The sequence below is a fragment of the Vibrio sp. Vb0937 genome (assembly GCF_033338855.1).
In genome coordinates this window covers 4,881-26,264 of sequence record NZ_JAWOTK010000004.1, presented here as the reverse complement: position 1 = coordinate 26,264, position 21,384 = coordinate 4,881, and the positions used below count along the sequence as shown (strand labels likewise).

20 protein-coding genes and 5 tRNA genes are annotated in these 21,384 nt (G+C 44.7%); 6 read left to right on the top strand and 19 right to left on the bottom strand.

Annotated features, from left to right (window positions below; genetic code table 11):
- Positions 1-29: 29 nt before the first annotated feature.
- The 4 genes from R7P67_RS08480 to yacG all read left to right on the top strand — a co-directional run bounded on the left by R7P67_RS08480 (position 30) and on the right by yacG (position 2,635).
- Entirely contained in the window at positions 30-899 is an 870-nt protein-coding gene (locus R7P67_RS08480; protein ID WP_130545012.1) for a prepilin peptidase, read from the top strand.
- On the top strand, positions 900-1,514 hold the full coding sequence (coaE, locus tag R7P67_RS08475) for a dephospho-CoA kinase (RefSeq protein WP_017635920.1): 615 nt from the start codon (positions 900-902) through the stop codon (positions 1,512-1,514). It abuts the gene before it with no gap.
- 27 nt (positions 1,515-1,541) lie between these two features.
- Positions 1,542-2,282 (top strand): cell division protein ZapD, encoded by a 741-nt coding sequence (gene zapD / locus R7P67_RS08470; protein WP_005373086.1) that lies wholly within the window; start codon positions 1,542-1,544, stop codon positions 2,280-2,282.
- A 158-nt stretch (positions 2,283-2,440) separates the two neighbouring features.
- Positions 2,441-2,635, top strand: a complete 195-nt coding sequence (gene yacG, locus R7P67_RS08465; RefSeq protein ID WP_017635922.1) for a DNA gyrase inhibitor YacG — start codon at positions 2,441-2,443, stop codon at positions 2,633-2,635.
- An 825-nt stretch (positions 2,636-3,460) separates the two neighbouring features.
- On the opposite strand, the gene rplS is transcribed toward yacG, so the two are convergent.
- The 5 genes from rplS to ffh form a co-directional block, all read right to left on the bottom strand.
- Positions 3,461-3,814, bottom strand: a complete 354-nt coding sequence (gene rplS / locus R7P67_RS08460) for a 50S ribosomal protein L19 (protein WP_005379971.1) — start codon at positions 3,812-3,814, stop codon at positions 3,461-3,463.
- Positions 3,815-3,855: 41 nt separating this feature from the next.
- The gene (trmD, locus tag R7P67_RS08455; RefSeq protein WP_005385420.1) at positions 3,856-4,617 is read right to left on the bottom strand and encodes a tRNA (guanosine(37)-N1)-methyltransferase TrmD; all 762 of its coding nucleotides are present in this window, start codon (positions 4,615-4,617) and stop codon (positions 3,856-3,858) included.
- Positions 4,618-4,644: 27 nt separating this feature from the next.
- Positions 4,645-5,193, bottom strand: coding sequence for a ribosome maturation factor RimM (rimM, locus tag R7P67_RS08450; protein ID WP_005379964.1), 549 nt, complete (start codon positions 5,191-5,193; stop codon positions 4,645-4,647).
- Between the two features lie 29 nt (positions 5,194-5,222).
- Positions 5,223-5,471: a 30S ribosomal protein S16 gene (rpsP, locus tag R7P67_RS08445; protein WP_005379962.1), complete on the bottom strand. Its 249-nt coding sequence runs from the start codon at positions 5,469-5,471 to the stop codon at positions 5,223-5,225.
- A gap of 209 nt (positions 5,472-5,680) precedes the next feature.
- Positions 5,681-7,063 carry a signal recognition particle protein gene (gene ffh / locus R7P67_RS08440; protein WP_005385423.1) on the bottom strand — a complete coding sequence of 461 codons (1,383 nt, stop codon included), beginning with the start codon at positions 7,061-7,063 and terminating at the stop codon, positions 5,681-5,683.
- A 224-nt stretch (positions 7,064-7,287) separates the two neighbouring features.
- On the opposite strand from ffh, the gene R7P67_RS08435 reads away from it, so the two are divergent.
- Both R7P67_RS08435 and R7P67_RS08430 read left to right on the top strand, forming a co-directional pair.
- A complete protein-coding gene (locus tag R7P67_RS08435) occupies positions 7,288-8,082 on the top strand; it encodes an inner membrane protein YpjD (protein WP_005379950.1) in 795 nt (264 codons plus the stop codon).
- A gap of 124 nt (positions 8,083-8,206) precedes the next feature.
- Complete coding sequence (locus R7P67_RS08430) at positions 8,207-9,487, top strand: HlyC/CorC family transporter (protein WP_005379948.1); 1,281 nt, start codon at positions 8,207-8,209, stop codon at positions 9,485-9,487.
- Between the two features lie 67 nt (positions 9,488-9,554).
- Here R7P67_RS08430 and luxS read toward each other — a convergent pair whose 3' ends face one another.
- The 14 genes from luxS to R7P67_RS08360 all read right to left on the bottom strand — a co-directional run bounded on the left by luxS (position 9,555) and on the right by R7P67_RS08360 (position 21,279).
- Positions 9,555-10,073, bottom strand: a complete 519-nt coding sequence (gene luxS / locus R7P67_RS08425) for an S-ribosylhomocysteine lyase (RefSeq protein ID WP_017820391.1) — start codon at positions 10,071-10,073, stop codon at positions 9,555-9,557.
- A gap of 84 nt (positions 10,074-10,157) precedes the next feature.
- On the bottom strand, positions 10,158-10,763 hold the full coding sequence (locus tag R7P67_RS08420) for a hypothetical protein (RefSeq protein WP_005379943.1): 606 nt from the start codon (positions 10,761-10,763) through the stop codon (positions 10,158-10,160).
- A gap of 23 nt (positions 10,764-10,786) precedes the next feature.
- A complete protein-coding gene (gene gshA, locus R7P67_RS08415) occupies positions 10,787-12,355 on the bottom strand; it encodes a glutamate--cysteine ligase (RefSeq protein WP_206970625.1) in 1,569 nt (522 codons plus the stop codon).
- A 156-nt stretch (positions 12,356-12,511) separates the two neighbouring features.
- Positions 12,512-15,355: a M16 family metallopeptidase gene (locus R7P67_RS08410; RefSeq protein WP_017820389.1), complete on the bottom strand. Its 2,844-nt coding sequence runs from the start codon at positions 15,353-15,355 to the stop codon at positions 12,512-12,514.
- A gap of 9 nt (positions 15,356-15,364) precedes the next feature.
- The gene (locus R7P67_RS08405) at positions 15,365-15,826 is read right to left on the bottom strand and encodes a YqaA family protein (RefSeq protein ID WP_262653555.1); all 462 of its coding nucleotides are present in this window, start codon (positions 15,824-15,826) and stop codon (positions 15,365-15,367) included.
- Positions 15,820-16,770, bottom strand: coding sequence for an NADP-dependent oxidoreductase (locus R7P67_RS08400; protein WP_262653558.1), 951 nt, complete (start codon positions 16,768-16,770; stop codon positions 15,820-15,822). Before R7P67_RS08400 ends, R7P67_RS08405 begins: the two co-directional genes overlap by 7 nt.
- 123 nt (positions 16,771-16,893) lie before the next feature.
- On the bottom strand, positions 16,894-18,024 hold the full coding sequence (locus tag R7P67_RS08395) for a sodium ion-translocating decarboxylase subunit beta (protein WP_005379935.1): 1,131 nt from the start codon (positions 18,022-18,024) through the stop codon (positions 16,894-16,896).
- 9 nt (positions 18,025-18,033) lie between these two features.
- Positions 18,034-19,818 carry a sodium-extruding oxaloacetate decarboxylase subunit alpha gene (gene oadA / locus R7P67_RS08390; protein ID WP_225474072.1) on the bottom strand — a complete coding sequence of 595 codons (1,785 nt, stop codon included), beginning with the start codon at positions 19,816-19,818 and terminating at the stop codon, positions 18,034-18,036.
- 31 nt (positions 19,819-19,849) lie between these two features.
- Positions 19,850-20,107, bottom strand: coding sequence for an oxaloacetate decarboxylase subunit gamma (locus tag R7P67_RS08385; protein ID WP_005379932.1), 258 nt, complete (start codon positions 20,105-20,107; stop codon positions 19,850-19,852).
- Between the two features lie 553 nt (positions 20,108-20,660).
- Positions 20,661-20,737: transfer RNA gene (locus tag R7P67_RS08380), tRNA-Arg, on the bottom strand.
- Positions 20,738-20,789: 52 nt separating this feature from the next.
- Positions 20,790-20,866: transfer RNA gene (locus tag R7P67_RS08375), tRNA-Arg, on the bottom strand.
- A 53-nt stretch (positions 20,867-20,919) separates the two neighbouring features.
- Positions 20,920-20,996: transfer RNA gene (locus tag R7P67_RS08370), tRNA-Arg, on the bottom strand.
- A gap of 85 nt (positions 20,997-21,081) precedes the next feature.
- A tRNA-Ser gene (locus tag R7P67_RS08365) sits at positions 21,082-21,173 on the bottom strand.
- A 29-nt stretch (positions 21,174-21,202) separates the two neighbouring features.
- Positions 21,203-21,279: transfer RNA gene (locus R7P67_RS08360), tRNA-Arg, on the bottom strand.
- Positions 21,280-21,384 lie beyond the last annotated feature (105 nt).

Genomic DNA, 21,384 nt, shown 5'->3' with positions numbered 1-21,384 from the left:
TGATTTCACTCATCGCTCAAGAGACAAATATGGAAGTATTCCAGTACTACCCTTGGCTATTCGTTGTGTTTGCCACCATCTTCGGTCTGATCGTGGGTAGCTTCCTCAATGTGGTTATTTATCGACTACCTAAAATCATGGAACTAGAATGGCGACGCGAATGTGCCGAGTCATTTCCTGAATACAAAATAGAACCTCCTAAAGAAGTGCTGACCTTGAGCGTCCCACGCTCCTCCTGCCAGAAATGCGCAACACCGATACGTATTCGCGACAACATTCCTGTGATTAGCTGGCTGCTTTTAAAAGGCAAATGTCACAACTGTCAGGCAACCATTAGTGCACGCTATCCACTGATTGAACTGCTCACTGCATTCTGCTCAGGCTTTGTCGCTTACCACTTTGGTTTTAGTTACTTTACCGTTGCCCTACTCTTTTTTACTTTTATCTTAATCGCCGCAACATTTATCGATCTCGATACTATGTTGTTACCTGACCAATTAACATTACCATTAACTTGGGCTGGCATTGCCTTAGCATTAGTCGAAATAAGTCCTGTTACTCTACAAGATTCTGTCATTGGTGCTATTGCTGGTTACCTATGTCTCTGGTCCGTTTACTGGGGCTTTAAGTTACTTACCGGTAAAGAAGGAATGGGGTATGGTGATTTTAAACTACTAGCAGCACTAGGGGCTTGGCTGGGCTGGCAGTCACTGCCGATGATCATTCTACTTTCTTCTGTGGTTGGCATCGTATTTGGCATCATTCAACTACGCTTGCAAAAGCAGGGAATTGAAAAAGCTTTCCCTTTCGGTCCTTACTTAGCAATTGCTGGTTGGATAAGCTTAATTTGGGGCGACCAGATTTTAAACTGGTACTTTACTTCAGTTCTAGGAGTGTAAATGGCTTTGGTTATTGGTTTAACAGGCGGTATCGCTAGTGGAAAAACAACCGTCGCGAATCTGTTCAAACAACAATTTAAAATCGATATCGTCGATGCCGACATTGTAGCAAGAGAAGTTGTCGAGCCAGGTACTCCCGGCCTAAACGCGATTATTGAACACTTTGGTCACGATATCGTTCGTGAAGACCAAACTTTAGATCGCGCAAAGCTGAGAGAAAAAATCTTTTCGAATTCAGATGAAAAAGCATGGCTCAACGCACTGTTGCACCCGATAATTCGTGAAAAGATGATCGAAGATTTGCAGCAAGTCACTTCAGAGTATGCGTTACTTGTGGTGCCGTTGCTCGTAGAAAACAAGCTAGATAGTTTGTGTGATCGCGTTCTTGTCGTCGATGTAGAACCGAATACACAGATATCTCGCACGATGAAACGAGACAATGTGAGTGAAGATCAAGTTCGCGCCATCCTTGCCTCTCAAGCATCAAGAGAGCAAAGGCTCGCGCTTGCAGACGATGTGGTTAAGAATAATCCAAGTGACCCTGATCTTTTGCTTCAAATCACAGATTTGCACGAAAAGTACCTAGCCATGTGTAAGAAAAATCTGCGAAAATAGGAACGAAACTCACAAAGGCTTATGTCGATGACCACGCACAAATTTGAACATCCGTTAAATGAGAAAACTCGTATTTATCTAAGAGTGGAGTCTCTGCTGCGTCAGGCTCACTTGGCCTCTGGGTTTAGCGAAAATCATCAGTATCAACTGTTTTTCCGTGCGTTATTCGATATGGTTGAGATCTTCGAACAAATCCAACTGAAAAGTGAACTGGCTAAAGATCTTGAGAAGCAGCGGCTGTCGTACCGCCATTGGCTCAATGTTGATGGTGTCGATCAAGACGCATTAAATACCTTGCTACAAGAGATAGATGTCGTTCATAGCCAACTAATGGGTGCTGAACGTTTTGGCCAAGCATTAAAAGAAGATCGCTTCCTAAGCTCTATCCGTCAACGCTTTAATCTACCGGGTGGTTCATGCTGTTTTGATCTGCCAGCATTACACTACTGGCTTCATCTACCTATTGAACGTAAAAAGCGTGATGCACAACAGTGGCAAGCAAGCTTAAAGCCCTTATCTGATGCGCTTTCGTTATGGTTAAAGCTCACTAGAGAAACCGGACATTTCAAAGCTCAAATCGGTCGTGCAGGTTTCTTCCAAAGTGACGCTGATGAAGCCAACATTCTAAGACTTCACATCCCAATGGAATATGGCGTTTATCCTATGATTTCAGGCCATAAAAACCGCTTTGCGATCAAGTTCATGTCGTTTGAAAACGGTCAAGCGTGCACACAAGATATTGAATTTGAACTTGCTGTGTGCAGCTAAGACGACACTACGCCTCGCCTCCATAATCTAAAATTCAACGCTTTATTGCGCTTATATTTGATAAAATTTCGTAGCAGCAATAGCGCGTTGAATAAGCCATCTTTAATTCGTTTAGGTATACTACCCTTTAACACCAATTAGTAATGGGACGCTCAACTATGTCTAAAGTTACCATCGTTCAATGCCCACAATGTGGCGCCGACGTAGAATGGGGAGAACAAAGTCCTCATCGCCCTTTCTGCAGTAAACAATGCCAAATGATTGATTTTGGTGAATGGGCAGATGAAGAAAACACCATCCCAGGCGCACCCGATATGTCCGACAGTGATGGCTGGTCTGAAGACCAGTATTAAATTGAGACCTAGGGTAAAGGAATACCCTAGGTTCCTTCTTGGGGAATCTGAATCACGCTCCTTCGTCGCTGTCCAGAATGACGAATTTTAACCTCGGTGCTATATAATCTTTAACCATCATTTTCCGTCATTCCGAGGAGCCATAGCGACATCAGGAATCTACTCACAGTAAGGATGAAGCTAACAACTTAAACACTTGCATGCTCGACTAGTAGATTCTGAATCACGCTCCTTCGTCGCTGTCCAGAATGACGAATTTTAACCACGGTACTCTATAATCTTTGACCATCATTTCCTGTCATTCCGAGGAGCCATAGCGGCATCAGGAATCTACTCATAGCAAGGATGAAGCTAACAACTTAAACACTTACACTCTCAACTAGTAGATTCTGAATCACGCTCCTTCGTCGCTGTCCAGAATGACGGATTTTAACCACGGTACTCTGTAATCTTTGACCATCATTTCCTGTCATTCCGAGGAGCCATAGCGACATTAAGAATCAACTAACAGCAAGGATGAAGCTAACAACTTAAACACTTACATTCTCAACTAGTAGATTCTGAATCACGGTCCTTCGTCGCTATCCAGAATGACGAATTTTAACCACAGTACCCAGTAATATTTGATCATCATTTCCCGTCATTCCGAGGAGCCATAGCGACATCAGGAATCTATTCACAACAAGACAGAGGCGTGGAGTGTACGTCAGTGCATGAGCATCGACAGTGCAGGTCGGGTGAAAAGAAACGAGCAAGCTAATTACACAAATAAAAAAACGGAGCCCTAAAAGGACTCCGTTTAAGATGAGAACGCTAGTTATAGCATTACTTCTTAGCAAGTTTCTCTTTGATACGAGCAGACTTACCAGAACGCTCACGTAGGTAGTACAACTTGGCACGACGTACTGCACCACGGCGTTTAACTTCGATGCTATCAACGATTGGAGAGTGTGTTTGGAACGTACGCTCAACACCTTCACCGTTAGAGATCTTACGTACAGTGAAAGCAGAGTGTAGACCACGGTTACGGATTGCGATTACAACGCCTTCGAAAGCCTGTAGACGCTCACGGTCACCTTCTTTTACCTTAACTTGAACTACAACAGTGTCACCTGGTGCAAATTTAGGTAGGTCTGATTTCATTTGCTCTTCTTCAAGAGCTTTGATGATGTTACTCATTTTTTAAATTCCTAGAATAAACTGATACTAAATAAATTAGGTTACTTTGCGTTATGTTCTTTAATGGCTTTATGCTCATTAACAAACTCAGCAAGTAATTGTTCCTGTTCGTCAGTCAGAGCTAGGTTTTCCAGGAGCTCTGGTCTTCTTAGCCAAGTACGGCCCAACGACTGCTTGAGTCGCCATTGACGAATGTCCTTGTGATTGCCTGACATCAGTACAGCTGGTACCTCTTTGTCATCCAATACTTCTGGACGCGTATAGTGAGGGCAATCTAACAAGCCATTTGCAAAAGAGTCTTCTTCTGCTGACGCGAAATCCCCTAGTACACCCGGAACAAACCGAGAGACAGAGTCGATTAACGTCATGGCTGGTATCTCACCACCCGTCATCACAAAATCACCAATCGACCATTCTTCGTCGACTTCAGATTGAATGATGCGCTCATCTACCCCTTCATAACGACCACAAATCAGAAGCAAGTTCTCATTCGTTGCCAGTTCTTCCACTCCTTTCTGGTCGAGCTTGCGACCTTGAGGAGAAAGGTAGATGACTTTCGTCTTGCCCGGTGAGGCTGCTTTCGCGGTATGAATGGCATCGCGCAAAGGCTGAACCATCATTAACATACCAGGGCCACCACCGTAAGGTCGGTCATCGACTGTGCGATGTTTGTCGTGAGTGAAATCTCTAGGATTCCAAGTCTCAATCGACAAAAGACCTTTTTTAACCGCTTGACCTGTTACTCCAAAATCAGTAACAGAACGGAACATTTCTGGAAAAAGGCTAATAACGCCAACCCACATGTTTATCTCGCTCTGTAATTTTGGAGATTAGAATCCAGGATCCCAGTCAACTTCGATCCGTTGAGCTTCGCGATCAACATTAATGATCACTTGCTCTTCAAGGAACGGGATTAATCGTTCCTTCTGCCCGAAAGCATCTTTAAGATTTGCTTTAACAACCAGAACATCGTTTGAGCCAGTTTCTAGCATGTCAGTAACGACACCTAGATCGTAACCTTTAGTAGTTACAACTTGCATCCCAAACAATTCGCGCCAGTAGAACTCATCTTCTGACAATTCAGGAAGTACCGCAGGGTCAATAGCAATTTCAAAGTTCGTCATTAGATGCGCGTCTTCACGAACATCCATGCCTTCCAGCTTAGCCACCATACCTTTGTTATGGCGCTTCCAGCTTTCTACTTTGTACTCAACCCACTTGCCCTTTTGGTTAATGTACCAAGGGCTGTAATCGAAAATGCTTTCAGCATTGTCTGTGTAGGAAAAAACCTTAAGCCAACCACGAATGCCGTAAGTAGCACCAAACTTGCCTACAACAATCTTTTCGTTGCTCATTGTTTCTTTACCTTTCATCGACATAAACTAGTTTCTACTTTTCAAGTAAAAAATTAAGCCGCTTTTTGAGCGTCTTTAACTAGCTTAGCAACACGGTCAGATACTGACGCGCCTTGACCAACCCAGTGGTTAACGCGGTCTAGGTCTAGACGTAGACCTTCTTCTTGACCTTTAGCAGTTGGGTTGAAGAAACCAACTTTCTCGATGAAACGGCCAGTTGCAGCGTTGCGGCTGTCCGCTACTACGATTTGATAAAATGGACGCTTTTTAGCGCCGTGACGTGCCAAACGAATGGTTACCATGTCGTCCTCTTTGCTTTCTCAAAAATAAAATTAACCCCAAAAACCATTCAAGAAATTAAACAGTTTGGGGTCTCGTGCCAAAATAAAGCTCCGGAATTTTACTCTTCTCCCGGAGCAATGCAAGGAGTTTAGTTACTTTTTCACCAACATAAATTGAATTTAAAGTTTGTGACGTACCTAACACCCTGAATCTATGCGTGATCGATTAATTAACGACCAAATGGGTTGAAGCCACCGCCACCTCCCATGCCGCCCATCATGCCTTGCATGTTGCGCATCATGCCTTTCATGCCACCTTTTTGCATCTTTTTCATCATTTTCTGCATTTGGGTGAACTGTTTTAGTAAGCGGTTTACATCTTGAACCTGCACACCAGAACCAGCCGCGATACGCTTCTTGCGCGAGCCCTTGATAATTTCTGGGCGTTGACGTTCTTTCATTGTCATGGAGCTGATGATCGCTTCCATCTGTTTGAACATCTTGTCATCGACTTTATCTTTCACATTGTCTGGTAGCTGGGACATTCCTGGAAGCTTATCCATCATCCCCATCATGCCGCCCATGTTTTGCATCTGGCCTAGCTGTTCACGGAAATCTTCAAGGTCGAAACCTTTCTTCTCTTTGAACTTCTTCGCTAACTTTTCTGCCTTTTCTTGGTCAACGTTGCGTTGTAGGTCTTCAATCAAAGACAGAACGTCACCCATGCCAAGAATACGTGAAGCAACACGATCTGGGTGGAACGGTTCTAGCGCGTCAGTTTTTTCACCGACACCCAAGAATTTGATTGGTTTGCCCGTGACATGGCGTACTGAAAGTGCCGCACCACCACGAGCATCACCATCAACCTTAGTTAGAACTACACCGGTAAGAGGTAGCGCATCGCCAAAGGCTTTTGCTGTATTTGCTGCGTCTTGACCCGTCATGGCGTCAACAACAAATAGCGTTTCTACTGGGTTGATAGCTGCGTGAAGATCTTTGATCTCCCCCATCATCTCTTCATCAATTGCCAAACGACCTGCGGTATCGACAATAAGTACGTCGTAGAACTTTTTCTTCGCATGGTCAATCGCTGCATTGGCGATATCAATAGGCTTTTGGTCTGGTGATGATGGGAAGAAGTCAACACCGATGTCTGATGCCAGTGTTTCAAGCTGCTTGATTGCCGCAGGACGGTAAACGTCGGCAGACACAACCAAGACTTTCTTCTTGTCACGTTCTTTTAGAAGCTTAGATAACTTACCTACCGATGTGGTTTTACCCGCACCTTGTAGACCAGCCATAAGAAGCACAGCAGGTGGTTGAGCAGCAAGGTTTAGCGCCTCATTCGACTCACCCATTACGGCTTCAAGTTCTGTTTGAACGATCTTGATAAATTCCTGACCTGGAGTCAGAGATTTAGAAACTTCTACGCCCACCGCTTTTTCTTTAACGCGGTTCACAAATTCACGAACGACCGGAAGCGCAACGTCAGCTTCAAGTAGAGCCATTCGGACTTCACGTAGGGTTTCTTTAATGTTGTCTTCGGTCAGACGACCTTTACCACTGATATTTTTCAGCGTTTTGGATAATCGATCCGTTAAATTCTCAAACATCTTTGTCTCTTCGCTAAAATGGCGATTAATTAGTGTGAGTATACATTAGCCAAGGTCTGAGTCATACCCGTACCGCTGTCCTATTCTTGTCTCTATTTATATATGGTGCGGTAACTTATTAATTTCAATATCTCATCTCTCACGATTGATGTCGGATATAACGTAGCCCCAAAGTGTAATGCAAGGTATAATTTCTCCATCGTGCACAATAATATTTAGGATTCATGGATAGCTTAATAGCCATCGCGGCCGCCATACTTTATGTCTTGGCGATTGCGACCATCATACCCGGACTCTCACAACAGTCAGGAATCAAAGCAAAAACAGTGTTTGCTAGTGCTGCCTGTGCGCTTGTTTTTCATGCGTGGATTTTGAGTGATCTGATCTTTGATGGTTCAGGTCAAAACCTGAGTATTCTCAACGTGGCTTCTTTGATCAGTTTTATTATTTCTCTGGTCATGAGCCTTGCTATGTTGAAAAACCGACTGTGGTTTTTATTGCCTGTCGTTTATAGCTTTGCTGCCATCAATTTATCTGCTGCCACATTTTTGCCAAGCACGTTTATAAAGCACCTAGAGAATGACCCTAAGCTACTCATTCATATTTCATTTGCGCTCTTCTCATACGCGACTTTAACTATCGGGGCACTCTATGCGCTTCAGTTGGCTTGGCTGGATCACAAACTGAAAGCAAAAAAATCTTTGGCGATTAACCCAAACCTGCCGCCTCTATTAATGGTGGAGCGTCAACTCTTCAAAATTATTTTGATCGGTAACTTATTGTTAACTGCCACGCTCATTACTGGCTTTGTCTTTGTGCAGGATATGTTTGCCCAAGGTAAGGCACATAAGGGCATTCTTTCTTTCATCGCTTGGGTGGTGTACTCAATACTGCTTTGGGGTCACTATCAAAAAGGCTGGCGTGGTAGAAAAGTCACATGGTTCGCTGTTGCAGGAGCAACACTGTTAACTCTGGCATATTTTGGCAGTCGCTTTGTAAAAGAAATCATCTTGAATTAAGGAGCTCTAGGGCTCCTATCCTTTATATTTTAGGCTAGATAAAATACAGTACGCCTTAACTCTTTGACTTAACGGACTTACTCAACCGTTATATAACCCAATACTTACAAGGAACAGCAACGTTTTGGACGACATCTCTACGGGTATCTTGTTTGCGCTACTCGCGTGTCTTATCGTCATATCAGGTTACTTTTCCGGTTCAGAAACAGGGATGATGTCTCTGAATCGTTATCGCTTAAAACACTTAGCCAAAAACGGGCATAAGGGTGCTAAGCGAGTCGAAAGACTATTAGACCGTCCAGATCGTTTGATTGGTCTTATTCTTATCGGCAACAACCTCGTTAATATTCTCGCGTCTGCTATCGCAACCATTATTGGTATGCGTTTGTATGGTGATTTAGGTGTCGCTATCGCAACCGGTGCACTAACTATGGTTGTACTGGTTTTTGCCGAGGTTACCCCTAAAACAATTGCAGCGCTTTACCCTGAACGCGTGTCCTACGCGAGCAGTATATTATTGACCATACTGATGAAGTTACTGTCGCCTTTAGTGATGCTTGTTAACTTTATTACGAATGGCTTTATCCGCTTACTTGGCGTAAGAGCGGATCACTCAGCAGAAGATCATCTTAGCTCCGATGAGCTGCGTACGGTGGTAAATGAAGCTGGCGGTTTGATTCCTCGCCGACACCAAGACATGCTGGTGTCGATTTTGGATCTTGAGCACGTCACCGTGAACGACATTATGGTCCCACGCAATGAAATTACTGGTATCGATATTAATGACGACTGGAAATCCATTGTTCGTCAGCTAACCCACTCACCACATGGACGCATAGTTTTCTATCGTGACCAAATTGATGAAGTGGTTGGCATGCTGCGCTTGCGCGAGGCTTATCGTCTGATGTTGGAAAAGAACGAATTCAACAAAGAAACGCTATTACGTGCTGCTGATGAGGTCTATTACATCCCAGAAGGCACACCACTGAACGTGCAAATGTTGAAATTCCAACGTAACAAGCAACGTATCGGTCTGATCGTGGATGAGTACGGTGATATCATCGGTCTAATCACTCTTGAAGATATTCTGGAAGAGATCATTGGTGAGTTCACGACGTCCATTTCTCCAAGCCTCTCTGATGAAATCAGTCCTCAAGGTGACGGAAGCTTTCTTATTGAAGGCAGCACCAATATCCGAGATATCAACAAAGGCCTGAAATGGGATTTACCAACGGATGGCCCGAGAACGCTAAACGGGCTCATTTTAGAACACTTGGAAGATATTCCTGAGAGCCATCTAAGTGTGAGAGTAGCGGGTCACCCAATGGAACTTGTTGAGATTGAAGAGAACCGAATCAAGCTCGTTCGTGTTTATCCGAAGAAGAAAAAATCGACATCCAAATAACCAAAAGAAAAGCCTGACTCATGTCAGGCTTTTTACTTATTGGGGCAATATGCTTCTTAATGAGCACCTAGTCGATGCGCAACTCTTTTAACATCGACTCAGGCAAAGCAAGTTCATCATTTTTGTTCACCGAAACACCAGCATCCAAAATGTTCTTTGCGATCTGTTGTGCTTCTTTTAAAGAGTGCATTGCTGCCGTGCCGCATTGGTATTCGTTAAGTTCAGGGATCTTATTCTGACTTTCTACCTTCAGCACATCTTCCATTGCTGCAATCCAAGCATCTGCGACTTGCTGCTCTGATGGTGTGCCAATCAGGCTCATGTAAAAACCTGTGCGGCAACCCATAGGCGAAATATCGATGATCTCAACAGAATCACCGTTTAGGTGATTACGCATAAAGCCTGCATAAAGGTGCTCTAGGGTGTGAATACCTTTTTCAGAAAGAATGTCTTTGTTTGGCGCAGTAAAGCGTAAGTCGAAAACAGTAATCGTATCCCCTTTTGGGGTCTGCATGGTTTTCGCCACTCGTACAGCGGGTGCGTTCATACGAGTGTGGTCCACGGTAAAACTATCGAGTAAAGGCATTACATCTCTCCTGATTGTAACTCCAGTACCTTTCGGTAATGGATAAATGTCATTCATCCCTACAGCACATGAACTGACTGTGGGCTAAAAGAACCAGCTGCTGTTGTCTTCTAATTCCTGACGACATTGCTTCAGCTGCCAGCCATAAGTTTTCGCTGTTTGTTCAACACGTCGAGCGACTTTGATTAAACTAGGCTTTCGATTATAAGTACCTCGCTTATACCCACCTCGCCCTTCATGATAAGCCAGATACTGGTTATAGGGATCCCATAATGAAATCCCTAGCTGACGCCGTGTTTCATGAGTATACCAACCGACAAACATCATAGAATCATCGAAGTTGGTACGAGAGCCACCCTGACCTGTGGCATCTTGGAAGTCTTCCCAAGCAGGGTCTTGAGCTTGAGCGTAACCATACGCACTGCTGACTCGTCCCCAAGGAATAAACCCTAGCAAATAATCTTTAGGTGGTTTTGCATCGTGCCGAAAGCTGCTTTCTTGTTTAATGATGGCCATAGCGACATGAATAGGGGTCCCCCATTCATCTTCCATATCTTTGGCATCATCGTACCAACCGGATTTCTCTCGGAATATCTCGCATAAGTTATTCTGCTGCTTTGGCGGTGCCGTAGCACAACCTGCAAGTAACACGCTTCCAAGTACCGCTACTACTGACGACTTAATGTTCAACCGCACCAATCCTTAGTTAGTCATTACTGCTTCAGGTAAGCAAAGTAATCTTCCAAAAAATCATCAAAAGAAAGCGTATCACTCTGCTCTGCTTGCTTTTGTTTTTCCACGGACGACGCTACTTCCGTTTCCATCGTATCTTGTGAATAGTACTGATAACCGTGAGCTAGGTTTTCATCACGGTACTTCATACCAAGAGTACAACCAACTTTACCTAGCCCACCCAGCTCTTTCGTTAGCTCTAATAGTTGACCAGAGATCGTTAGTTCTGGGTTATCAATCCATGTCTCGAGTTGATTACACACATCTTGGTATGCACTGCCACCAGCGGTCATATCCATTTGCTGTGCTATTTGACGTAACTCGACGAAAACTCGGTGTGCCCAATCTTGTAGAGATAGACGCTCACCTTGGCAACCAATTTGCAGCATTAGACCTTTTTCACGGCCAGAAACAATGACTTTATTCCAGTTATCGCGCCAACACTCTAATTCACAGTTATCCATAGGGTCTGAGTCTGACAAGGCCGCCCAGGTAAGGAAGAGATCCAAGAATCGTACTTGCTCTTCATTTAAACCCACTGCGCTGAATGGGTTAACATCTAGAGAACGAACTTCAATGTATTCGACACCACCGCGTCGTAACGCATCTGAAGGCTTCTCACCACTTTTCGATACACGTTTTGGACGAATCGGAGCGTACAGTTCATTCTCAATTTGTAAGATATTGGAATTAAGCTGGCGGTATTCACCATCAACTTTTACCCCAATTTTCGCAAACTCTTCTGATGGGTGGCGAATCGCATCACTCAAACCATCGAGGTATTGGTCAATGCTGTTAAAACCAATTTTCAGCACACTTTGAGCACTATTGGTATAGCCAAGATCGCTCAAACGCAAAGACGTCGACTTCGGCAAATATAATGTCCCGCCAATCTTCTCGAATGGCAGATCGGTTTCACGACCTTGAATAAAAGAGCCACATAACGCTGGTGATGCACCAAAGAAGTAGGGAATCATCCAGCCAAAGCGGTAGTAATTACGGATCAACGCAAAGTACGCATCAGACTTAGCATCTTGGCGGGCTTGTTCATCTTGCTCGCCATAGAGCGCATCCCAAAATGTTTCAGGAAACGAGAAGTTAAAGTGGACACCTGAAATAATTTGCATCAGGCTGCCATAACGACGCTTTAGGCCTTCTCGGTACAACGTTTTCATTTTCGCTGCATTCGAAGAGCCATACTGGGCTAACTGAATATCATCCTCTGAGTCTACGTAGCACGGCATTGATAGTGGCCACATTTTCTCTTCACCCATTTTGGTTTGAGTGAAATGATGGATATCTTTCAGCTGTGCCATCAGTTCTGGAATTTCATGTGACACAGGCGTAATGAACTCTAACAATGATTCCGAAAAATCCGTTGTGATCCATTGATTTGTGAACGCAGAGCCTAACCCTTCAGGATGAGGAGTTGTAGCTAGATGTCCATCCTGACGATAGCGCAAAGTTTCTCGCTCAACACCGCGTCCAAACTGCTTAAATACTTCGGGGTTTGATGCAACTTTTTTTAGTCGCGCAGCAAAATCAGTCAAAATGAGGTTCGCTTATATTGGGAGCAGGACACTTGTTACATAACACAAGTGTAAGCTAAGTTATTGATAGTTAATGCATCTAGATAAATAACCCACGAAAAGTTGCTTATCTAGATGAATAGCGGAGAAACGTTTCTCCGCTATTAAATGTGTACTCTATCGAATGATTTCAAGCTCTTCTACGTCTTTCCCCAACTTTTCTAATTGAGGACGCAACGATTTAGCATCACCAACGACGATAATTTGATAGTCATTTGGATCAAACCATTTCTGAGCCAGCGCATTCAACGTCTGCTTATCAACTTTTTCTACGATAGCGTTTCTTTGCTGCAAGTAATCATGATCGAGGTTGTACTTAAGAATATCACTGATGAGCTCCGCTTTTTGTGTTGGCGTTTCATATTTCAGTGCATCTTTTTGACCGACCGCTTGACGCATAAATTTCATCTCTTCATCAGTAATACCTGACTGCGAGTATTCATTTAGCTCATTTTCCATCTCAATGATCGAAGCAACCGTTGCATCCGCTCGTACTTGCGCGGTGAAAACCACCGAGCCTGTTTCTGGATTACCAGAGAAATAGCCGTAAGCACCGTATGTGTAACCCTTGTCTTCACGTAGATTTTGGTTAATGCGGCTATTGAAGTTCCCAGCTAAGTTGAAGTTTGCCAGTTGGCTTAGGTAAAAATCGCCCGTTGCGTCGTAAGGCATACCTTGACGAACCATCATGACCACACTTTGCGGCGCTCCTGGTTTATCAACAAGATGGATCTTTTGCTCACCTAATGCAGCAATGCTTTGCGGTGCATACAATGGCGCAGCTTCATCTTGCCAGTTTTTCCAGAACGTCAGTTGCTGCTCAATTTCCTGTTTATTGATGTCACCAACAACGACGATTTGCGCACTTTGTGGCGTGTAATGCTTCGAGTAGAATTCACGGACATCATCCAACGTTAATGCACTGACACCTGCTTGCGTGCCGTCTTTTGGTCGAGCAAAAACCGAATCCCCATAGAGCACCTGGCGACTCGCTTGTGACGCCATCCAACTTGGATTTTGGTGCTCATATACCAGGCCTTCTAGCGCTTGCATTTTTACACGCTCGAAATCATCTTGATTAAATGCAGGAGACAGCAACATCTCTTCGACAATTTTTAACGTCGGCTCTAAGTTCTTTTCTAGAGCAGAAACACTGATGTTTGTTGTATAACCTGTGGCATTAACAGAGATAACACTACCCAGTTTATCAAGCTCAGCTTGAATCTCTTCGACACTGCGTTTCGTTGTGCCTTCTTGCAACATCGCAGCGGTCAATTGGGCAAGACCTTCTTTACCCTTTTCAACAAAACGTGTCCCGGCAGGTAGACTAAATTGCATCATCACCGTCGGCGTTTCATCGCTAACTGCACCAAGCAGCTCTGAGCCATTCTTGAAATGTAACTCGTACAGCTCTGGCATCGTCGCTTTCACTGGTTCTCCTACTGGCGGTTGCACTGAGCGATCGAAGTTATCGGTCGCACGACGATACGCCAATTGGTCATCGGAAATCTTCTCATATTCTGGCAACGTACGCTTTGGTGTCACAAAGGTCGCAGGTTTTACGACAAGGTCTGTTTTTCCTTTTGGGACCACGCTTAGGGTCACTTTGTTCTTACCTTGGATAAAGTCCGTATACGCTTTTTCTACCGAAGTCGGCGTAACTGCACGGATTTGTTCAAGCTGTTGCTCAAGACGATCAGGATCGCCGAAAAATGTCTCGTTGGAAGCCAACTGAGTCACTTTACCTTTAACGCTTTCTAGCGCAAAAATAGCATCCGCTTCCGCTTTACCCTTCAACTGCTCAAGGCGATCTTCTGTCACGCCTTTTTCCGCAAACTGATTCAGTGATTGTAAAAGCTCGTCGTACAGTTTTGATAGGTCGCCTTTGTCTCCAGAATCACCCATTGCGTAAACGTAAAAGTTACACGCCAGTTCAGCACAGTCATGGAATGAACCAGCATCGACCGCTTTTTGAGTCTTCACTAGGTCTTGATAGAGCACGCTGTTGGTACCGCCACCCAATACTTCTGATAACGTGTCGAGAGACGCTTGGCTTTCTTCGCCGTTGTAGGTTGTTGGCCACGCGATCATCACCATAGGTTGTTGAATACGATCTTCTAGCGTGATGTATTTGTCTTCTTGCAGTTTTGCAGGTTGTTTCGGCGCATTTTCAACCTCAGGACCACGAGGAATCGAACCGAAGTACTTATTTACCCACTCTAGAGTCTGTTCAACGTCTAAGTCACCACCGATCGTGATAGTCGCATTGTTTGGGCCATACCAACGCAAGAAAAACGCTTTGAGGTCGTTCACATCAACACGATCAAGATCTTCAACATAACCAATGGTTTGCCACGAATACGGATGACCTTCAGGATATAGCGCTTCGGACATGCGCTCCCAAATCAAGCCATAAGGACGATTATCGTAACGCTGAGCTCGCTCATTTTTTACAGTCGAACGCTGAATTTCAAATTTGCGTTGAGAAACCGCATCCAGCAAAAAGCCCATACGGTCAGACTCTAACCACAGCATTTTCTCGAGCTGGTTAGCAGGGACAGTTTCAAAGTAGTTAGTACGATCGCGGTTTGTTGTACCATTTAACGTGCCGCCAGCCTCTGTGATGATTCTGAAGTGCTCTTGGTCACCAACGTTCTCTGAGCCTTGGAACATCATGTGCTCAAAGAAATGCGCAAAACCAGACTTACCCACTTCTTCACGAGCTGAACCAACATGGTAAGTCACATCCACATGGACCAATGGGTCAGAATCTTCAGGAGCTAAGATCACCGTTAAACCATTATCGAGTTTGTACTTTTGGTATGGAATCTTAACTTTGCCTTCTTCAGCTTTCGATGACTCAACGAAAGTTACCCCTTTCGGCAGTGATGAAACTGGCGTATTTGATGCACAGCCCGTGATCACCAACAGTGAACACGCGCCAACCCAAAACATCTTCATGTACTTTCCTTAAAATAATCCGAGATAGATGGCCGCAAGTAAGCTATACCTAGCAGCCTTTCCTAAAAATATTAAAATCACGCAAGGCAGAAACTTCATTCTTAGCCACCCTGCGGCTAAACACAGCGGGTCTCCTATTACAGGTAACCAGCTAAAAAACAACCCCCAATAGCCATACTTAGAGAGCCACTTTAATGCGGTATGACCATGCTTTTCCTCTTGTGCTTTGTTGGGAATCCACAAGCCAAGCCAATAATTTGTTAAGCCACCAAGCATATTACCGATAGTAGCGACCATAACAATTGAAGAAACGGAGTATTGATTTAATGAGAGAGTGGCAACTAAGCCCGCCTCAGAACCACCAGGCAACAACGTGGCACTGAGAAAACCGGTCATGAAAAGCACCCATAATGCTGAATCTGAAAACCAAAGCGCTAAACTTTCAAAACTCGTGTTAAATGCTTCTAGCATGTCATATCAAGCAACACCTTGCCTCTGGTTCTTCCTGATTCGACCTGCTGGTGAGCACCAATGACATCACTCATAGGATAAACCTGTTGAATTTCAGTCTTCAGTAAGCCAACGCCGACCATGTACAACAAGGTATCTAACTGCGTAGGGTCTGGTTCAACCAACATGCCACTAGCCTCAAAGCCTAGGAGTTTGGCTTTTTCACAAATCAGCTCAGCAGTTATGGTTGGAACGGTGATGACTCTCGCATTGTCTTTCAGGCATTTAAGCGCATCTAACGCAGCATCTCCGCCTACTAAATCAATCAAAACATCAACATCTTCAACACGTTCTGACACTGGTGCAAATTGATAGTTCACTGCATGAGCACCGAGCGTCGCAAGGTAATCTAGATTTCGTTCACTGCAGGTTGTAAAGACTTCCGCTTTCGTCGCGATCGCAATTTGTACCGCGAGGTGTCCAACACCACCGGCTCCAGCGAGGATAAGTACGCGATCGTTTTCATTCACATTAGCCTTACTGAGAGCTTGTGCCGCAGTTTGTCCCGCCAACGGTAATGCAGCAGCTGCCTCTAAAGTGACAGAGCTAGGAACATGACTTAACTCAGTTTCTGGAACACATATGTATTGGCTGTAACCACCGCCTCGAACTGGGAAACCAATAAATCCAGCCACCTCATCACCTTCATTAAAACGTGATGCCCCCTCTCCACAAGACATCACTTTTCCTGAGATGTCGTAACCTGGCACCCAAGGTAAATTATCCTTATTCTGCGCTGCCGCCCAACCGAGCCCAGCTCGAATTTTGACATCAATAGGATTTATGCCTGAAAAAGCGACTTTTACTAAGACTTCACCAAGCTGTGGTGATGGTGTAGAAGCATGTTGAATCGCGAGTACATTGGCATCACCAAACTCAGTGATAACGATCTGTTTGTGTTCCATAAACCATTCCCTGTAAGAAAACAAAAAGGGATGCGAAAGCATCCCTTTGACTATAAACCATTTTGTTAACCTAAGTTAATCGTGATTTTGTAAATTGGTTGATCATTCCATTTTCAATAATGTCTAACCAACAAGTGCTAACAATATACCAGCCGCAACGGCTGAACCCAGCACACCAGCAACGTTTGGTCCCATCGCATGCATTAACAAGAAGTTTTGCGGGTTAGCTTGTAAACCAACTTTGTTTACGACTCGCGCGGCCATTGGTACCGCAGAAACGCCAGCCGCACCAATAAGTGGGTTGATGTCTTCTTTCGAGAACTTGTTAAGCAGTTTCGCCATCAGGACGCCCGCACCAGTACCGATACTAAATGCAACTGCGCCTAACCCCAAGATACCTAAGGTTTCTAGGTTCAAGAACTGCTCAGCTTGCAGCTTAGAACCAACACCAAGACCTAAAAAGATAGTCACTATGTTGATCAATTCATTTTGAGCAGTTTTCGATAAACGATCGACCACACCAGCTTCACGCATCAAGTTACCCAAACAGAACATACCAACCAATGGCGTAGCTGAAGGTAAGAACAGAATCGTCATCAGTAATACAGCAAGCGGGAAGATGACTTTCTCCCATTTACCAACATGACGAAGCTGAGCCATCTTAATTTGACGTTCTTCCTTGGTTGTCAGTGCTTTCATGATTGGTGGCTGGATGATCGGCACCAATGCCATATAGCTGTATGCCGCGACTGCAATCGCACCTAGCAGATCTGGAGAGAGCTTACTCGCTAAGAAAATCGCTGTCGGCCCATCAGCACCACCGATGATCGCGATAGACGAAGCATCTGCCATGGAGAACTCCATGCCAGGTACATAGTTGAGCAAAATAGCGCCAAACAGTGTTGCAAAAATACCAAACTGCGCAGCCGCACCTAACCACAACGTTTTTGGGTTTGCGATCAAAGCACCAAAGTCGGTCATCGCGCCCACACCCATGAAGATCAATAGCGGGAACACACCCGATTCAATCCCAATGTAGTAAACGTAGTAGAGCAAGCCACCAGGCTCAGTAAAGCCAGCATTTGGAATATTCGCCAAAATAGCACCGAAACCAATCGGCAATAACAGTAAAGGTTCAAATCCTTTTTTAATTGCCAAAAACAGCAAAGTACAACCAACCAGCATCATACAGATTTGGCCGAACTCGAAGTTAGCGATCCCTGTTTCTGCCCAAAGGGTTAACAATCCGTCCATGATACTCCCTTACGCCAGGCTCAACAGAGGCGCACCTACTGTGACAGCATCGCCTTCTTTAACGTTCAGCTCTTGAACCACACCACCACGCGCCGCTCGTACTTCAGTTTCCATTTTCATCGCTTCAAGGATGAGCAATACATCGCCTTCAGCTACCTCAGCACCAGGCTGAACATTCACTTTGAAGATGTTACCTGCAAGAGGAGCAGGCACCGCTTCAGCTGAAGCATTAGAAGGTGTGCTAGGTGTAGCCGATTTTGCCGGTGCATTAGAAGGAGCAACAGATGTCAGTTCACCTTTAGGACCAACTTCCACCTCATACACCTGCCCGTCAACACGTACACTATAAGTTTCTACACCGCCAGTTGCTGGTTGAGCCGCAGGTACAGCAGGCTTTGCAGCTTCTAGCGTTGGTGCAGGCTCAAATGCTTCTGGGTTTTCACGATTCTTAAGGAACTTAAGCCCAACTTGAGGGAAAAGTGCATAAGTGAGTACGTCATCAACACGCTCACTTGCTAGCTTAATGCCTTCTGATTTCGCTTTCTCCATCAGATCAACCGTAAGCGTCTCCATTTCAGGCTCAAGTAAATCGGCAGGACGACAGGTAATTGGCTCTTTACCATCAAGCACTTTCGCTTGCAGTTCTGCATTTAACTCGGCTGGCGCTTGACCGTACTCACCTTTCAATAGACCAGCGGTTTCCTTGGTAATACTCTTATAGCGCTCGCCAGTAAGAACGTTAATCACCGCTTGCGTACCGACGATCTGTGAAGTTGGAGTCACCAATGGAATGAAACCAAGATCTTCACGTACACGAGGGATCTCTTCTAATACTTCATCAATGCGATCCGCAGCGCCCTGCTCTTTCAACTGGCCTTCCATATTGGTCAGCATACCACCAGGCACTTGAGCAATCAGGATGCGTGAATCGACTCCTTTTAACTGGCCTTCCCACTTCGCATACTTCTTACGTACCTCACGGAAATATGCGGCGATAGGTTCCAGTTGCTCGAGTTTCAAATTGGTATCTCGCTCGGTGCCTTCTAGCATAGCGACTACCGTTTCAGTCGGTGTATGACCGTAAGTACAACTCATTGAAGAAATCGCAGTATCGAGAATATCAATACCGGCTTCTACTGCTTTTACTGCTGTTGCTGTAGACAGCCCCGTTGTTGCATGACAATGAAGTGCCAATGGCACATCACAAGACGCTTTGATACGCGTGATAAGCTCTTCCGCTTCATAAGGCTTAAGTAAGCCAGACATATCTTTAATACACAGCGAATGACAACCTAAATCCTCTAGGCGTTTTGCCAAGTCAACCCAAGTGTCTGCGTTATGCACTGGGCTCGTAGTGTAAGACAACGTACCTTGAGCATGCGCACCAACATCAACCGTTGCTTTAACGGCTTTCTGGAAGTTTCGCACGTCATTCATTGCATCAAAAATACGGAATACATCCATGCCGTTAGCATGCGCGCGTTCAACAAACTTCTCTACTACGTCGTCGGCATAATGGCGGTATCCTAAAAGGTTTTGACCACGCAGTAGCATTTGCATTGGTGTATTAGGCATCGCTTTTTTTAGTTCACGTAAACGCTCCCAAGGGTCTTCCCCTAAGAATCGAATACAAGAATCAAATGTTGCACCACCCCAAGTCTCTAGAGACCAGTAACCAACCTTATCCAACTCAGCTGCGATAGGCAGCATATCCTCAATACGCATACGCGTAGCAAATAGTGATTGATGGGCATCACGAAGGACCACATCAGTAATAGCTAGTGGTTTAGACATGATCTTAAACTCCTTTTTAATCCTAGTTCGGCTACTTCGCGAATGAGGCGCGATGTTTATGAATCGCAGCCGAGATCGCCGCCACTACTTGTGGACTAACAGCTGAAGAGGTTGATTGAATATTAGTGTTTGTTTTTGGTGCTGCGATCGGCTCTGGTACTTCTTCTGGTACCAATTTCGACATTAACCGAACGAGATAAACAAGAATAGTGAGGAAAATAAATACGACCGCCATCCCCGTTAGCATCAGGGTGGCCGCATCTACTAGCAGGCTTCCTATATTAGTCATGTTGCTTCCTTTCTTTGTCATCCTGACAACGTGCAGGACTTTAATAGTGTCAAATCCCGACCCATGGATTATCTCGATTGGTTAAATTTTGTCAATTTTGTTTAAGGAAGGTTTGTAGTAATCCTGATAAATGATTATTTATTCACTACCCAGATCACAGTTCATGACAAAATAATCACTTCAAATCGCTACCACCTTATGAACAGAGTAAAGGAGGACATAAATAAAAACTGCGATTTAGATTTCAAAATCAAATCGGTACTCACGCAGTAAAAACCAACAAAAACAAAAAGATGAATAAAATTAACAATTAATAAACAAATAACAAACAAAGTAACTACATAAGAGTAATTGAAATGAAAAATGGAAGTCAGTGTATAGGAGGGATAATCAGGATGATTTCACACGATGCGACAGAAGCTTGATAGTAAATTGCTTAGATACGCACATATTCGCTTTTAAAAAAGAGGAACATAGGCTCTAGTGATCCTACGCCATATTTCAGATGTCTAGATACAAAAAAGCCTCGCAATTGCGAGGCTGTTTCAATGAGTGGCGCGTCCTGGAGGATTCGAACCTCCGACCGCCTGGTTCGTAGCCAGGTACTCTATCCAGCTGAGCTAAGGACGCGCAGTTTTCGATATCGACTTTCGTCAACATCAGGGCATTACCCTTTAATAAGTGGCGCGTCCTGGAGGATTCGAACCTCCGACCGCCTGGTTCGTAGCCAGGTACTCTATCCAGCTGAGCTAAGGACGCGCAAGTTTTCGATATCGACTTTCGTCAACATCAGGGCATTACCCTTTAATAAGTGGCGCGTCCTGGAGGATTCGAACCTCCGACCGCCTGGTTCGTAGCCAGGTACTCTATCCAGCTGAGCTAAGGACGCGCAGATCTTCTTGCTAAGAAGTTGTGAAGTAAATCACATTCATTTCTTACAAAACAAAAAAAAGGCCATCGGGCCAGTCAATGAATGGCGGTGAAGGAGGGATTCGAACCCTCGATACGGGATAAACCGTATACTCCCTTAGCAGGGGAGCGCCTTCAGCCTCTCGGCCACCTCACCGTTTTCATTGTTATATCTCAAAAGAGATATGGCGCGTCCTGGAGGATTCGAACCTCCGACCGCCTGGTTCGTAGCCAGGTACTCTATCCAGCTGAGCTAAGGACGCACTTTTTGTTGATAAATCAACGTTGCAAGAATGGCGGTGAAGGAGGGATTCGAACCCTCGATACGGGATAAACCGTATACTCCCTTAGCAGGGGAGCGCCTTCAG

Excerpts from the sequence above, each read along its gene's own strand:
- rplS (WP_005379971.1), bottom strand. The coding sequence starts at position 3,814 with ATGAGTAACATCATCAAAGCTCTTGAAGAAGAGCAAATGAAATCAGAC.
- R7P67_RS08410 (WP_017820389.1), bottom strand. The coding sequence starts at position 15,355 with ATGAAGATGTTTTGGGTTGGCGCGTGTTCACTGTTGGTGATCACGGGC.
- trmD (WP_005385420.1), bottom strand. The coding sequence starts at position 4,617 with ATGTGGGTTGGCGTTATTAGCCTTTTTCCAGAAATGTTCCGTTCTGTT.
- zapD (WP_005373086.1), top strand. The coding sequence starts at position 1,542 with ATGACCACGCACAAATTTGAACATCCGTTAAATGAGAAAACTCGTATT.
- R7P67_RS08405 (WP_262653555.1), bottom strand. The coding sequence starts at position 15,826 with ATGCTAGAAGCATTTAACACGAGTTTTGAAAGTTTAGCGCTTTGGTTT.
- rimM (WP_005379964.1), bottom strand. The coding sequence starts at position 5,193 with ATGTCGATGAAAGGTAAAGAAACAATGAGCAACGAAAAGATTGTTGTA.
- R7P67_RS08395 (WP_005379935.1), bottom strand. The coding sequence starts at position 18,024 with ATGGACGGATTGTTAACCCTTTGGGCAGAAACAGGGATCGCTAACTTC.
- oadA (WP_225474072.1), bottom strand. The coding sequence starts at position 19,818 with ATGTCTAAACCACTAGCTATTACTGATGTGGTCCTTCGTGATGCCCAT.
- R7P67_RS08400 (WP_262653558.1), bottom strand. The coding sequence starts at position 16,770 with ATGGAACACAAACAGATCGTTATCACTGAGTTTGGTGATGCCAATGTA.
- R7P67_RS08435 (WP_005379950.1), top strand. The coding sequence starts at position 7,288 with ATGGATAGCTTAATAGCCATCGCGGCCGCCATACTTTATGTCTTGGCG.
- coaE (WP_017635920.1), top strand. The coding sequence starts at position 900 with ATGGCTTTGGTTATTGGTTTAACAGGCGGTATCGCTAGTGGAAAAACA.
- ffh (WP_005385423.1), bottom strand. The coding sequence starts at position 7,063 with ATGTTTGAGAATTTAACGGATCGATTATCCAAAACGCTGAAAAATATC.
- rpsP (WP_005379962.1), bottom strand. The coding sequence starts at position 5,471 with ATGGTAACCATTCGTTTGGCACGTCACGGCGCTAAAAAGCGTCCATTT.
- R7P67_RS08385 (WP_005379932.1), bottom strand. The coding sequence starts at position 20,107 with ATGACTAATATAGGAAGCCTGCTAGTAGATGCGGCCACCCTGATGCTA.
- yacG (WP_017635922.1), top strand. The coding sequence starts at position 2,441 with ATGTCTAAAGTTACCATCGTTCAATGCCCACAATGTGGCGCCGACGTA.
- luxS (WP_017820391.1), bottom strand. The coding sequence starts at position 10,073 with ATGCCTTTACTCGATAGTTTTACCGTGGACCACACTCGTATGAACGCA.
- R7P67_RS08480 (WP_130545012.1), top strand. The coding sequence starts at position 30 with ATGGAAGTATTCCAGTACTACCCTTGGCTATTCGTTGTGTTTGCCACC.